The 13,622-nt window shown below is 70.8% G+C and carries 14 protein-coding genes and 1 tRNA gene; 4 read left to right on the top strand and 11 right to left on the bottom strand.

Annotated elements, in window-relative coordinates; genetic code table 11:
• Window positions 1–16: 16 nt before the first annotated feature.
• Window positions 17–478, top strand: a complete 462-nt coding sequence (locus tag G6R24_RS02575; protein WP_163547563.1) for a hypothetical protein — start codon at window positions 17–19, stop codon at window positions 476–478.
• 13 nt (window positions 479–491) lie between these two features.
• Here G6R24_RS02575 and G6R24_RS02570 read toward each other — a convergent pair whose 3' ends face one another.
• The gene (locus tag G6R24_RS02570; RefSeq protein WP_163547562.1) at window positions 492–1,391 is read right to left on the bottom strand and encodes an alpha/beta fold hydrolase; all 900 of its coding nucleotides are present in this window, start codon (window positions 1,389–1,391) and stop codon (window positions 492–494) included.
• 208 nt (window positions 1,392–1,599) lie between these two features.
• Here G6R24_RS02570 and G6R24_RS02565 point away from each other — a divergent pair, with 208 nt between their 5' ends.
• The gene (locus G6R24_RS02565; RefSeq protein WP_163547561.1) at window positions 1,600–3,195 is read left to right on the top strand and encodes an MBOAT family O-acyltransferase; all 1,596 of its coding nucleotides are present in this window, start codon (window positions 1,600–1,602) and stop codon (window positions 3,193–3,195) included.
• Window positions 3,196–3,270: 75 nt separating this feature from the next.
• On the top strand, window positions 3,271–4,266 hold the full coding sequence (locus G6R24_RS02560; RefSeq protein WP_163547560.1) for a DUF459 domain-containing protein: 996 nt from the start codon (window positions 3,271–3,273) through the stop codon (window positions 4,264–4,266).
• A gap of 21 nt (window positions 4,267–4,287) precedes the next feature.
• On the opposite strand, the gene G6R24_RS02555 is transcribed toward G6R24_RS02560, so the two are convergent.
• On the bottom strand, window positions 4,288–4,671 hold the full coding sequence (locus tag G6R24_RS02555) for a hypothetical protein (RefSeq protein WP_163547559.1): 384 nt from the start codon (window positions 4,669–4,671) through the stop codon (window positions 4,288–4,290).
• A 109-nt stretch (window positions 4,672–4,780) separates the two neighbouring features.
• On the opposite strand from G6R24_RS02555, the gene G6R24_RS02550 reads away from it, so the two are divergent.
• Window positions 4,781–5,038 carry a DUF4287 domain-containing protein gene (locus G6R24_RS02550; protein ID WP_163547558.1) on the top strand — a complete coding sequence of 86 codons (258 nt, stop codon included), beginning with the start codon at window positions 4,781–4,783 and terminating at the stop codon, window positions 5,036–5,038.
• 95 nt (window positions 5,039–5,133) lie between these two features.
• Here the strand turns inward: G6R24_RS02550 and G6R24_RS02545 are convergent, their stop codons facing one another.
• From G6R24_RS02545 to sppA, 9 genes are all read right to left on the bottom strand, one after another.
• The gene (locus tag G6R24_RS02545) at window positions 5,134–5,892 is read right to left on the bottom strand and encodes a Bax inhibitor-1/YccA family protein (RefSeq protein WP_163547557.1); all 759 of its coding nucleotides are present in this window, start codon (window positions 5,890–5,892) and stop codon (window positions 5,134–5,136) included.
• A 158-nt stretch (window positions 5,893–6,050) separates the two neighbouring features.
• Window positions 6,051–6,125: transfer RNA gene (locus tag G6R24_RS02540), tRNA-Leu, on the bottom strand.
• Window positions 6,126–6,436: 311 nt separating this feature from the next.
• Window positions 6,437–7,807, bottom strand: coding sequence for an NAD(P)/FAD-dependent oxidoreductase (locus G6R24_RS02535; RefSeq protein WP_163547556.1), 1,371 nt, complete (start codon window positions 7,805–7,807; stop codon window positions 6,437–6,439).
• A gap of 150 nt (window positions 7,808–7,957) precedes the next feature.
• Window positions 7,958–8,140, bottom strand: coding sequence for a hypothetical protein (locus G6R24_RS21810; protein ID WP_225438043.1), 183 nt, complete (start codon window positions 8,138–8,140; stop codon window positions 7,958–7,960).
• Window positions 8,141–8,192: 52 nt separating this feature from the next.
• Window positions 8,193–9,146 carry a Ppx/GppA phosphatase family protein gene (locus G6R24_RS02525; RefSeq protein ID WP_163547555.1) on the bottom strand — a complete coding sequence of 318 codons (954 nt, stop codon included), beginning with the start codon at window positions 9,144–9,146 and terminating at the stop codon, window positions 8,193–8,195.
• Complete coding sequence (locus G6R24_RS02520) at window positions 9,143–9,682, bottom strand: DUF501 domain-containing protein (protein WP_225438042.1); 540 nt, start codon at window positions 9,680–9,682, stop codon at window positions 9,143–9,145. Before G6R24_RS02520 ends, G6R24_RS02525 begins: the two co-directional genes overlap by 4 nt.
• A 94-nt stretch (window positions 9,683–9,776) precedes the next feature.
• Entirely contained in the window at window positions 9,777–10,151 is a 375-nt protein-coding gene (locus tag G6R24_RS02515; RefSeq protein WP_163547553.1) for an FtsB family cell division protein, read from the bottom strand.
• A gap of 5 nt (window positions 10,152–10,156) precedes the next feature.
• The gene (gene eno / locus G6R24_RS02510) at window positions 10,157–11,440 is read right to left on the bottom strand and encodes a phosphopyruvate hydratase (protein WP_163547552.1); all 1,284 of its coding nucleotides are present in this window, start codon (window positions 11,438–11,440) and stop codon (window positions 10,157–10,159) included.
• 117 nt (window positions 11,441–11,557) lie between these two features.
• Window positions 11,558–13,528, bottom strand: coding sequence for a signal peptide peptidase SppA (gene sppA / locus G6R24_RS02505; RefSeq protein WP_163547551.1), 1,971 nt, complete (start codon window positions 13,526–13,528; stop codon window positions 11,558–11,560).
• Window positions 13,529–13,622 lie beyond the last annotated feature (94 nt).

Genomic DNA, 13,622 nt, shown 5'->3' with positions numbered 1-13,622 from the left:
TCGATAGCGTCGGCACATGCCACATCCGGGTGCCTTCGGGTTGTTACTGACCCTGCACGTCGTCCTCGCACTGTTCCTGCTGGGACCGCTCGCCCTGGTCTGCGTGACGGCGCCGGTGCTGCTGCGGGCGGTACCCGGGCCGCTGCCGGTGCTGCTGCTGGCCACCCGGCTGGTGCGGGTGCTCGCGGCAGCCTCGCTGCTCATCGTGCTCACCGGCGTGGGGCTCGTCCATCAGGGATCGTTCGGCAGCGTCCGCTCGCTGGGAGACGGCTGGCTGCTGGGCTCGCTCCTGCTGTGGGCGCTGGGCTGCGCGAGCTGCCTGGGCCTGGTCGCACCGGGAATGTCGCGCGCGATCACGGAGGTGGAGGCCGGTGGCGACGCTCGGCGCCGGATCGCCGGCGTCGCCGTCGGCGCGGCGACGAGCACCCTGTGCTGGCTTCTCGTCGCCAGCCTGATGGTGATCAAACCCGGCGCCTGAACGCCCTCGCCGATCAGCTCGCGGCCGCCAGGGACGCACGGCCCGCCTCGCCCCGATCGACGACATCCTCGATCTTGTCGAGCAGCCGGTCCCACACCGGCCGGGGCAGGTCGTGGCCCATCCCGTCGATCTCGAACAGTTCGGCGGCCGGGATCGCCGCCGCGGTCAACCGTCCGCCCAGGACGGGCACCAGCGGGTCCGCTCCGCCGTGCACCACGAGCGTGGGGGTGGTGAGCGTCGCGAGATCGGCGGTCCGGTCGGGCGCGCTGAGCAGGGCCGCGGCCTGGCGCAGCAGCCCATTCGGGTCGCTGCGCCGCTCCCAGTAGATCCGGGTCCGCTGGGCGAGCCATGCCTCGTCCGAGGGAAACTCCGGTGAGCCGAGCACCCGCTCGGTCTCCTGGGCGGCGAGCAGGGACTCCTCCAGGCTGTCCGGGGCCGGGCGCATGAACAGCCCGAGCGCCTCGGGTCTCGGCTGCACCCGATGATCACCGGGATGGGACATCAGGGACGTGAGGCTGCGGACCCGTCCCGGCTGACGCAGCGCCACGACCTGGGCGATCATGCCACCCATCGACTGGCCGACCAGGTGCGCCGATTCGATGCGCAGGGCGTCGAGCAGCCCGAGGGCATCCTCGGCCAGGTCGGCCAGGGTGTACGGGGCATGTTCGAACCGGCCGGCCAGGATCGCGGCGAGATCGGGCTGACCAAGGGCGTCGAGATGAGTCGACTCGCCGACGTCCCGGTTGTCGAACACGATCACCCGGTAGCCGCGGCGGGCCAACGCGACCAGAAGATCTGGATGCCAACCGGCGCGTTGCTGGCCGAGCCCGCCGATCAGCAACAACGGTCGTCCGCCGTTGTCACCGTGAATCTCGTAGGCCAGCTGCAGGCCGTTGGCCATGACGATGCTCATGGCCCGGACGGTAGCCATCCGATGGCGCAGACGCACGCCTTCCCGCCCAAGACACCCAAGCCCGCCCTCGGGGCTCGCCCTGAGGTCCACCGCGAGGCCCACTGCCGGGTCCACCGCGAGGCGAAGGGCATGTAGCCCACAGACTCACTACCTTGTGCGCTTGGTTGACTCTATTTGGTGACGATGACCGTAGGGCTGGCGGACACAGGTGATCTTTCCGACAATCGAGTTCGCGGCGTTCTTCGCCGTGGTCCTGTCCCTGTCGTGGCTGCTCATGCCGCACCCGTGGGCGTGGAAGCCCATGATCCTCGCGGCCTCCTACCTGTTCTACGGCTACGCCGACGCCCGGTTCGTCCTGCTGCTCGTCGCATCGACCCTGTTCAACCAGACCGCCGCCCGGGCGATCCACCGCTGGCACGACCGGCGGATCCTCATCGCCGCGGTCGCGGGCAACCTGGGCCTGCTCGGCTGGTTCAAGTACTACGGCTTCTTCGCCCTGTCCGTGAACGAGGCGCTGCGCGGAGTCGGCCTGCCCGCACCACTGCCACTGCTGCAGGTGGCGCTGCCGATCGGGATCTCGTTCTTCACGTTCCAGGCGATCAGCTACGTCGTCGACATCCACCGCGGGGTGACCGCCCCCGCGCCGCTGCTCGACTTCGCGGTCTACGAGGCGTTCTTCCCGCATCTGGTCGCCGGACCGATCGTGCGGGCCAGCGAGTTCCTCCCCCAGCTGACCACGCCCCGCGATCCTCGCCGGGTCCCGCTGTACCGCGCGCTGCTGCTCATCCTCGGCGGTCTGGCCAAGAAGGTGGTACTCGCCGATCTGATCGCGACCCGGCTGGTCGACCCCGTGTTCGCCGTGCCCGCACAGCACTCCAGCGCCGAGGTCCTCGCCGCGGTGTACGGCTACGCGGTCCAGATCTACTGCGACTTCTCCGCCTACTCCGACATCGCGATCGGACTCGCCCTGCTGCTCGGCTTCCGCTTCCCGGACAACTTCGACCGCCCGTACGCCGCCCGCAGTCTGCAGGAGTTCTGGCGGCGCTGGCACATGACCCTGTCCCGATGGCTGCGCGACCACATCTACCTGCCACTGGGCGGTAGCCGTGCCGGCCCGCGGCGCACCCAGCTCAATCTCATGATCACCATGATGCTGGGTGGACTGTGGCACGGTGCCGCCTGGACGTTCGTGCTGTGGGGCACCCTGCATGGCGCGGCCCTCGCCCTGGAGCGTCGCCTGCGCGCCCGACGGGATCGCCTCGGACGTCCCGCGGGACGTTCCGCCGCCCGGCCCGTGTCCCTGCCGCTTCCCCGGCGCGAGGCCGCCCCGGTGCCGGTGCCGGCTGGCGGCCTGCTGACGGAGCCGGCCCTCCGGCCGACGACGACCCCGGCGCACCTCGCCTCCGGTCCGGCCCGCGAGCTCGGGTCCGCACCTGGCCCGGCCCCCGGCCCCGCCTCGCCATCGCGGGTGCGGACCTGGATCGGGCGGCTGGTGGTCTTCCACTTCGTCTGCGCGACATGGGTGCTGTTTCGCGCCCCGGACCTGGGAACGGCCGGTCAGGTGTTCGCTCGGCTGGTCAGCAGGCCCGGTCCGGCACCGCTGGTCACCCCCACCGTGGTGGCCGCGATCCTCGCCGGGTTGGCGACGGCGGCTGTGCCCCGGGCCTGGTGGATCGTCGTGCGCGGCCAGTTCGCCCGGCTCGGCGTCGGTCTCCAGATCGTCCTGATCACCGCTGCCGTCACGGTCATCTATCACGCCGTCGGGACACAGACGGTGTCCCCGTTCATCTACTTCCGCTTCTGACCTGCCCCTTCACCCTCGAGCCAGCGTCCCGCGGGACGCCCGACCGCATGACCGCCAGAACAGGACGGCGCAGAGATGACCGAACCCCAGCGCGACGACAGCCAACCGGACGGTCCGACCGAATCGGCCGGGCGGGCGATGCTGGTGGTACTGGGCGTACTGGGACTGCTGGCGGTGCTGCGGGCGCCAGCCATGGTGCACACCGGGGAGGGGATGCGCCCTGGACTCACCCGGACCCTGGTGCTCGGCGGGGCGCGTCCACTCGTCGAGGTGACGCACCCGCTGCGCCTTGACCTGCCGGATCGCTGGCTGGCCGACATCTTCGGTCGGGCCCCCGCCTCCTCCCCGTCGAACCCGGGCCTGGCCAGCACCGCCCGCCGGATGACGCCACAGCCCGCCCACCCGGCACGGACGGTGCCCGCGCTGCGGGTCCCGAGCGTCGCCGACCCGCAGCGGGTACTGATCACCGGCGACTCCCTCACCGAGACCCTCGGCCCGGCGATCGCCACCGCGGCGGGCACCACGGTGCGTTCGCGCACCGAGACCCGATACGGGACGGGTCTGGTGCGTCCGGACTTCTTCGACTGGGCCGTCCAGGCCCGCGCCCAGGCCGCGCGGCGCGACCTGGAGCTGGTCATCGTCACCATGGGCGGCAACGACGGACAGACGATCACGTTGCCCGACGGGACCCTGCTGCCCGCCGGAACACCGCGGTGGGCCGCCGAGTACACCCGACGGGCCGAGGTGGTGATGCGGATCTGGACCGGCGACGGCACCCGGCACCTGCTGTGGCTGGGCCTGCCGCCCGCCCGGTCGAAGCGCCTGGCCGGCTACTTCGACCAGCTCGACACCGCGACCGCCGCGGCCGCGAGGACCGTTCCCGGCGCCACCTACCTGGATCTTCGCCGTTGGCTGTCGCGGGACGGCGGCTACAGCGACTACCTCACCACCGCCGATGGCCGGGCCGTACTCGCCCGCTCCCGCGACGGGGTGCACCTCACCCTGGACGGCGCTCGGATCGCCGCGGGGCCCGTCCTCGAGGCGGTTGCCGCCATGCGCCAACCGGGCTGAGCCCCGCCCGCGCGGCGCGGGTCAGCGCGTTCGGAAGCCGAAGCCGGCACCATCGAGATCAGTGCGCGCGCCGGTGACAGCCGTGCGTGCGTCGGCGAGGATCCGCACCGCCCGCGCACCGGCCGGCTCCAGGGCGTCGGCCAGCGCGGCGAGCAGCTCCTCGGCGAGCACGGCCACCTGATCCGCCAGCGCGTGTGGGGCCAGCCGAGGGGGACGCATCCCCGGCGGCGAACCGACACCGGCACGTTCCCCCAGAACGGCCAGCTCGTTGATCAACCGAACAGTCCGCTGTGCCCGGCTCACTTCGCCTGGCACGGGAACCTCCCAGGACGCGCCGGCCCAGCCGCGCAGCTGCCGCACGAGCAGCCGCACCTCGCGGGCGAGCTCGACCACTGAGGTGGACATCCGGGAAGGATACCGGACCGAACCGGCGCCGGCCCTTGCCGGGCGCTGTGGTCTGGGGCACGCTTACGACATGAGTCGTTGACGTCGGGTTTCACGACTGGAGGCGCGCATGTCACTGCACCGTTCCCCGCAGGTCCGTTCCCCGCAGGTCCGTTCCGCTCAGACGCATCAGTACCTCATCGAGCGAATCCCCAAGGTCACCGGTCATGAGGTGAACATCTGGCTGGGCCGGCTGGCCGAGGGCCCAGGGCTGCTGCGCTTCTCCGAGCGGGTGAACTGGCTACGCGCCGAGCACAACCTGCCGCACAGCTACGCCTCCGCTCTCGTACACGAAGCCGACCTACGCCGCCGGGCGATCCGCACCTAGGCCGCATGTGGCCCGGCTGGGGGACGGTGCCCCGGGATCCGCGATCCGGTGCGGCCGCCCCCAGCCGCCGGCCGAGGCCGCTGGCGACACCGACGCTACTGACGAAGCTTGGACAGCAGGCGCAGCATCTCCAGGTAGACCCAGACGAAGCCGATGAGCAGACCGAACGCGGCACGCCAGGCCTCCGACCGCGGCGCCCCCGCCTGGATCGCCCGCTCGATGCCGTCGAAGTCGAGGATGAACTGCAGGCTGGCCACGCCGAGCACCACCACGCTGAACAGGATTCCCAGCGGGGACGGATCGTTGATCACTGGCAGGTGGCTGTCGCTGACACCGCGCACCACGAGATCCGCCAGGCCCAGCAGGACGACGCCGAACAGCACGCCCGTCACGATGCGGGCCATCCGCGGCGTGGCGCGCAGCCGGCGACTGCGATAGGCGACCAGCATCGCGACGAAGATCAGCCCGGTGCCGAGCAGGGCCTGCGGGACGATGTGAGCGAACGCGTCCTCGAAGTAGCGTGAGACGGCGCCGACCGCGACGCCCTCGATCAGCGCGAACGCGATCACCAGCGACGGCCGGATGGTCCCGCGCATCGAGAGGACCAGGCTCAGGGCCAGCGCGACGAGACCGGCGCCCAGCGCGATGCCCGGAGCGTCCGGCCCGATCAGCCACCCGCCGACGGCACCGATGCCCAGCACCGCGAACAGGCCGAGGGTGTGAACCACGACGTCGTCGACGGTGAGCGTCGTCGGCTGCCGGAACTGGCTGGACAGCTGCTCCGGGGTGGGCGTGGGCGGCGGCGCGAAGGACCCTGGGCGCAGCGCGGGGTTCGAGGAACGTAGGTCGGCCATCGAGCCGGCTCCTCCAACGACAGTGAACGAGGTGGTCACCGGTCCAACGATCTCGCGCGCGCGGGGGTTCCCGACCGGGATGCGAGGGTGAGTCCAGTCCAACGTCGATCGCCCACGCGCGCAACCGGGCGGCGTGGGCGATCGACGTTGAGCAAATGTGCCGGTGGTCGGAGTCGAACCGACACTCGAGCTGTTTTTAGGACAGCCTCCTCTACCAGTTGGGATACACCGGCGCGTCTACATCGCTGCTATTTCTACCACGCTACGTAGGTTCTGGGAATAACACATCGCGGATGAAGCAGTCGGAGTCGACGACACCGACGAAAGCGTGACTCTTCGTGACGGGGATGCCGCTCATTCGCCATGACCTTCGATCGGAGGTGGACCAAGCGACGACAGTCAAATGCCTCGGGCCGTAGGCACAGTTAGCAGATGCCACCGGCCTCGCCGGAATAGCCGACTAAGGTGCACGGAACCCGGCCGACCTCATCTCTGGACAGTCGCCGGCATTCGTGGTGCGCACTGGATGCCGGCCGCATCCCGCTCAGCTGCCGGACGAGCCCTCCGATGCGCCGGAGGGGGCCGCCGATGCCGACACGGCTGGCGTCGGCGTGGCCACGCTGCGGAACTCCCTGCGCGGATCGGCGAAGGAACCCAGCGAGACGATCTCTCGCCGGAAGAAGAGCGCGAGGGTCCAGTCGGCCATCACCCGCGCCTTGCGGTTGACGGTCGGCACGCGACTGAGGTGGTAGGTCCGGTGCATCAACCAGGCTGGCCAGCCACGCAACCGCACCCCGTACACCTCGGCGACCCCCTTGTGCAGGCCAAGCGACGCCACGCTGCCGGCATAACTGTGCTCATAGGGACGAATCGGACGCTTCCTCAGCTCGGCGACGAGGTTGTCCGCGAGGCGAGCCGCCTGGCGGACGGCGTGCTGCGCCGACGGACCCGTGGTCGCCCCCTCCCCCTTGGTCAGGTCGGGCACCGCGGCGCAGTCACCCGCGGTCCAGGCGCCGGGCGCTCCGTCGACCTGGAGGAAGGCCGTGGCCCGCACCCGGCCCTGTTCGTCGAGCGGAAGGTCCGTCCGGGACAGCACGGGGTTCGGCTTGACGCCAGCGGTCCAGACGACGGTTCCGGCGTCGAAGCGCTCGCCGCTGTCCAACTCGACCCGCCCATCGACCAGACTTTCCACCCGCGTTTTCAGCTTCACCTCGATTCCGCGATGCTCCAGTTGCTTCACGGTATAAAGACCCATCGCCGGAGAAACCTCCGGAAGTATTCGATCGGTGGCCTCCACCAGAACCCAGCGCATCTCGTCCGCACTGAGATCAGGATAAAACGAGCAGGCATCGCGGGCCATGTCCTCGAGTTCGGCGAGGGCCTCGATTCCCGCATAACCGCCACCAATGAACAGGAATGTGAGGGCGCGGCGCCGGACCGCCGCCTCCGTGGCGGAGGCCGCGGCGTCAAGGCGGCTGAGGACCTGATTGCGTAGGTAGATCGCCTCGGCTGCGCTCTTGAACCCGATGCCCTGCTCCGCCAGCCCCGGAATGGGCAGTGTTCGCGCCACCGAGCCGGGACACATCACCAGCACGTCGTACGTCAGCTCAAAATGATCACCGAGGGGCGGCTGGATCACCGCCACCCGTCGCCCGTGGGACACGGACTGTACAGTCCCGCTGATCACGCGACTGGACTTGAGCACCTTGCGCAGCGGAACGACCACATGTCGTGGCTCCAGGTTGCCGGCGGCCGCCTCGGGCAGGAACGGCTGGTAGGTCATGTACGAGTTGGGGTCGACCACCGTGATGCTCGCCTCGCCGCCGCGCAGCTTCCGTTGCAGTCGCAGGGCCGTGTACATGCCGACGTAACCCCCACCGACGATGAGGATGTGCGGTGCGCGCCCATAGCTCATGCGAAAACCGTACCCGCGACGACCGTGTCACACCGCCGCTCGAACCAACCGGCGCGACCATTTCCGTGACGCACGACACGTAATACAGATGAGTGCTTTGGACCACGCGCCGTGGTGACGGCCACATTTCGGCCCACATTGTGAACGCGCTCAGCTCGGTTCGACCAGCCGTGGGGTCGAGGCGAAAACCGTGTCGAGCATCACCTCGGTGACCCGCCCGGTGAAGGTGTTCTGCCGGCCCGGGTGATAACAGCCGACAACGGTGGCCCGCGCGACAGGCCGACACCCGCGCGTCGAGTTCGTCGGCCCGGCCGCCGTGGCGGCGAACGTCACCACCTGCCCGCCGGGCTCGGCCGCTGGTGCGCCCGTCCCGTGGGACCGTGGCTCAGCCCGTGACGATGGGTGCGGCGGGGGCCGCGGCCAAGGCCAGCGCGATGCCGTCGAGGATGTCACGCTCGCTGGCCACGACCGCGCTCGCCCCGGTGCGCTCGACCAGCGTGCGCAGTACGAGTGATCCGGCCGCGATGACGTCGACCCGGCCCGGATGCATGACCGCGAGCGCCGCCCGCTCGTCGTGGGTCATCGCCACCAGACGGGCGGTGACCTCGGCGACCTGCTCGGCGCTGGTCACCGACAGGTGGATGCGCTCAGCGTCGTAGCCGGGCAGGTCCGCGGCGAGCGCGGCAACGGTGGTGACCGTTCCGGCGACACCGACCAGGGTGGCCGCCCGCTCGATCGGCACGGTCTGCGCGGCCAGGTCGAACGCGGCCCGCGCATCGGCGACGATCGCCGCCACCTGTGCCGCCGTCGGCGGGTCGTCCCGCAGATGCCGCTCCGCCAGACGCACGCAGCCCACGTTCACCGAACGTGCGGCCCGCACCCCGGCCAGGTCGCCGAGGACCAGTTCGGTCGAGCCGCCGCCGATGTCCGCGAGCAGGACCGGCGTCGCGACGGACGCGGTCGTGGCCAGATCACCGATCGCACCGGCGAACGACAACCCGGCCTCCTCGTCCCCGCTGATCACCTCGGGGTCGACCCCGAGGATCTCCCGGACTCCGGCAACCAGATCGCCGCGGTTCCGGGCGTCCCTCGTGGCACTGGTGGCGACCATCCGCACCCGCGTCGCGCCCAGCCGTTCGATCTCGCCGGCGTAGTCGCGCAGCGCCGCCAGTGTGCGCTCCAGCGCCTGCGGGGAGAGCTCTCCGGTGCGGTCGACTCCCGCGCCAAGACGCACGATCTCCATCCGGCGGGTCAGTTCGCGCAGTCGGGGACCATCGACCTCCGCCACCAGCAGACGGATCGAGTTGGTGCCACAGTCGATCGCGGCGACGCGGGTCATACCGATCCCTTCCTCTTCGCGTTCTCGCGCTCGGCACCGCCGGCGGCGGGCACGCAGGCCTCGTCGGGCACGCAGGGGCCACGACGGCCCCAGTCCTCGATCGCGGCGAGCGCCTCGTCGCCGAACGGGTTGACCCCGGGTCCCGCGGCCAGGCTGTGGGCGACCAGCACGTGCAGGCACTTCACTCGGGTCGGCATCCCCCCCGCGCTGGGGGCTCCGGTGAGCGGCTCACGGGTGTCCCGACGGTCGAGGTAATCCTGGTGCGCCGCCGCGTACGCGGCGGCCAGCTCCGGATCGGTCGCCAGCCGCTCGGTCATCTGGCGCATCACCCCGGCACCTTCCAGCCGGGACACCGCGCTCGCCGCCCGCGGGCAGGTCAGGTAGAACAACGTCGGGAACGGGGACCCGTCGGGCAGCCGGGGTGCGGTCTCCACCACATCCGGACGTCCGCAGGAACACCGGTGCGCGACCGCCACCAGGCCGCGGGGCTCACGGCCCAGCTGCTGGCGGACAACCTGCGCGTCCTGGGTCGTCACGGCCGTCCGCACCACGTTTCCCCCGTTTCCTGGCCGTGGCGTCGTGTCCACGACGATGTCGCCGGCTCCATCATGACGCGGCGGCCACACCGCGCTACGGCGCGGAGATCTGCGACCACAGTCTGCCGTACCAGGCCGAGTCGCCGGCGGACGCGCCGCCGTGGGCCTCGTCCGTCGACGGCGGCGTCGCTGGTGCCGGCATCAGATAGGCCTGCTCACCGGGCTTGAGGTAGTGCAACCGGCGCCGCGCCTCATCCTCGACCCAGGCCTGGTCGCCGTAGCGACCGACCGTGGTGCGCAACTGGTCCACCTGGGTCTGGGCCTGCGCGTTCGCTCGGACAAGCTGGGAAAGCTTGCTCTGCTGACGCAGGTACAACCGCAATGGGTAGGCCAGGGTGAGGACCAGCACGCAGATCACGACGGCGAGCAGGGTAGCCCTCGTCGTCAGTGCGACACGCGGCGCCGGCACCGGACTCAGGCGGACTGACCGTGCCGGGGGAAGGCCGCCGCACCCGCGTACCGGGCCGCGTCGTCCAGCTCCTCCTCGATCCGCAGCAACTGGTTGTACTTCGCGACCCGTTCGGTACGTGCCGGCGCTCCGGTCTTGATCTGACCGCAGTCGACCGCGACGGCGAGGTCGGCGATCGTGGTGTCCTCGGTCTCCCCGGACCGGTGCGACATCATCGCCCGGTAGCCGCTGCGATGGGCGAGAGTGACCGCGTCCAGGGTTTCGGTGAGCGTGCCGATCTGGTTGACCTTGACCAGCAGGGCGTTCGCGGCCTTCGACGCGATGCCGCGAGCGAGCCGCTCGGGGTTGGTGACGAACAGGTCGTCCCCGACCAGCTGGACCTTGTCGCCGAGGCGCGCTGTCAGCTCCACCCAGCCGGTCCAGTCGTCCTCGGCGAGCGGGTCCTCGATCGACACGATCGGGTAGGCATCGACCAGCTCGGCGTAGTAGTCGCTGAGCTGAGCCGCGGTCCGGGTCTGGTTCTCGAACGTGTAGGCCCCGTCGGCGAAGAACTCGGTCGACGCGACGTCCAGTGCCAGGACCACATCCGAACCCAGACGCAGGCCGACCTTGTCGACCGCCTCGGCGATGAGGTCGAGCGCGTCCCGGTTGGTGGGCAGGCTGGGCGCGAAGCCACCCTCGTCACCGACGCCGGTGGCCAGGCCCCGGGCCTTGAGCACGCTCTTGAGCGCGTGATAGACCTCGGCACCCCAGCGCACCGACTCCGAGAAGGTCGGCGCCCCGATGGGAGCGATCATGAACTCCTGGATGTCCACGTTGCTGTCGGCGTGCGCGCCACCGTTGAGAATGTTCATCATCGGCACCGGCAGCAGGTGCGCGCTGGGACCGCCCAGGTAGCGGAACAGCGGCAGGTCGCTGGCGGCGGCGGCGGCCTTGGCGACGGCCAGGCTCACCCCGAGCAGGGCGTTCGCACCGAACGCGGACTTGTCAGGAGTGCCATCGAGATCGATGAGACGCTGGTCGAGCAGCCGCTGCTCCGCCGCGTCCAACCCGATGATCTCGGGCTGGATGCGTTCGATGACAGCGGCCACGGCCCTGCGCACACCCTTGCCGCCGTATCGGTCCTCACCGTCGCGCAGCTCGACAGCCTCGAAGGCGCCGGTGCTCGCACCGCTGGGCACGGCGGCACGAGCGAGCGTGCCGTCCTCCAGCACAACCTCGACCTCGACGGTGGGGTTACCGCGCGAGTCAAGGATCTCGCGGGCTCCTACGGCCTCGATGGACGGCACGGTTAGACCTCCGAATGCGACGGGGGACGGATCGTCACGGACCGAGACTACCGTCGTGCCTCGGCTGACGAGACGCCGAACGGGCTGCGGCGCGCCGCCCGCCGGTGCCGAAGGTACTCAGTGGATCCGTCCCATCGGCGGCATGGTCAGCGGGCCGGCCACGGGCAGCCCGAGACGAGCGGCCAGTGGCGCGAAGGAGCCCCATCCGAACGACCCGAATGCTGACCCCACCGTCGAGCCCAGCGACGGACCGACGGCCGCGGCGCCCCGATCCTCACTGGATCTGGGTGTACGCACCCGGTCCAGCACCGACGGCCTGGCGGTCAGTCGCACCCGGGGAGTCTCGTCCGCCGGCAGGCCGGCCCGCGACCAGGCCAGCCGCAGGGCGTCGGAAAGCCCGCCGAGTTCGTCGACCAGACCGTGCCGGTGGGCGTCCGCGCCCGTCCACACCCGACCACGAGCCAGCTCGTGGACCCGGTCCCGACCCAGCCCTCGGGAGAGGGAGACCTTGTCGACGAAGTCGGCGTAGACCCGGTCCAGGAACTCCTCGAGCTTCTCCCGCTCGCCCTCGGTGAACGGCCGCCGCGGGGACATCATCAGCGCATGCTCGCCCTCCGCGACCGCGCCGAAGCCGACGCCGACCTTGTCCAGCAGGTCCCGCACGACCTGCTTGCCGGCGAACACCCCGATCGACCCGGTCAGCGTGCCGGGGTTGGCCACGATCAGGTCCGCCGCCAGGGCGACGAAGTACCCACCTGAGGCTGCCACATCACCCATGGAGACGATCAATGGTCGACCGGTCGCCCGAAACCGTTCGGCCTCCCGACGGATCAGGTCCGAGGCGACGTAGGAGCCGCCGGGGCTGCTGACCCGCAGCACCGCGGCGGCGACATCCTCATCGCGTGCCGCGGCCCGCAACGCCGCCGTGATGGAGTCGGAAGCCAGAGCCTGCCCGGAAAACGGGCCCGCCGCCGCGGAACCGAGCACCACCGGCCCGGTTCCGTAGATCAGCGCGACGACCGAGCGACGCGGGTCGCCGTGCGCGGGCGTGACGGTCGGCGCCAGCGGCGAGCTCTGCCGCTCCACCTCGGACCCTGCCCCGGACTCGCTCCCACCGGACCGCGCCGACGGCTCCTCCCGCAGGAAAAGCGCTCCGGGCCCACGCGCGGCGAACGCGGTCACGCGCCGCACCGGCGACTTCTCCCTGCGTTCCGCGGAACGCAGGGAGGCGGAGGCATACATCAGCACCGGCTCGGAGGCGCCGCCCCCACCCTCTCCGGCAGCGTCGCCGACAGCAGCGTCGCCGACAGCAGCCTCGCCGTCGTCGCTCGCGCCGATCCTCGCCCGGGCGGCGGCGTACACCTCGTCGCGATAGCCGAGCCGGTCGACCAGCCCGGTGTCCAGTGCGACCGTGCCGGTCAGCGGGCCAAGGTCGATCAGCCGCCGAACCCGGTCGGCGGGAATACCGCGGCCCTGCGCGATACCCGCGACGACCTGCTCCGCGGACGACTCGATGATCCGGCTCACGGCCTCCAGGTGGGCTGGCGTGAAGTCCCGTTCGACGAGTGTGTTCACCGCGTTCTTGTACTCGTAGCGCTGTCCGATCTCGACGGTCACGCCCAGGCGGTCCAGCGCACCGCGCAGAAAGGGGGTCTCCATACCGAGCCCGGTCAGGCCGCAGTCACCACAGGGCGCAAGCCAGATCTCGTCGAAGGCGGTCGCCAGGTAGTACGGCCCCGTCCCACCTCCGAACTCGCCGAACGTGTCGGCGTACGCGATGGCGGTACCCCCCGCGGCGCGGAAGGCGCTGATCGCCGCTCGAATCTCCTGGATGTGGGCCAGTGGCATCCCGCACGCGGCGATGTGCGCGACCACGACCGGAACCCGGGCATCATCCGTGGCGTGGCGCAGCGCCTCCACGATGTCGCGCAGCGTGTTGCGCCGTCGAGAAAGGGCGAACGTCACCGGGTCGGCCGGAACACCTTCGAGCAGTTCCACCATGAGATCAAGCTCGAGGACGACTGGCGCCGTCCGCCGCGCCGCGATCTGCCGGACGTCGGCCAGCGCCTTACGTGGGATGGCAGCCATGCTCAGAGGCTAATCGCCGGTCCGGCCATGCAGGAAGGCCAGCACCGAGCAGAGTTGGCGCGGAGGCGGCGCCACGGGCGGCCTACCTCGAAGC

Origin of the sequence: Candidatus Frankia nodulisporulans, assembly GCF_902806475.1 — a bacterium.
GTDB classification, from domain to species: Bacteria; Actinomycetota; Actinomycetes; order Frankiales; family Frankiaceae; genus Frankia; species Frankia umida.
The sequence above is the reverse complement of the archived record's forward strand: the minus strand, read 5'-3'. Positions and strand labels throughout refer to the sequence as shown.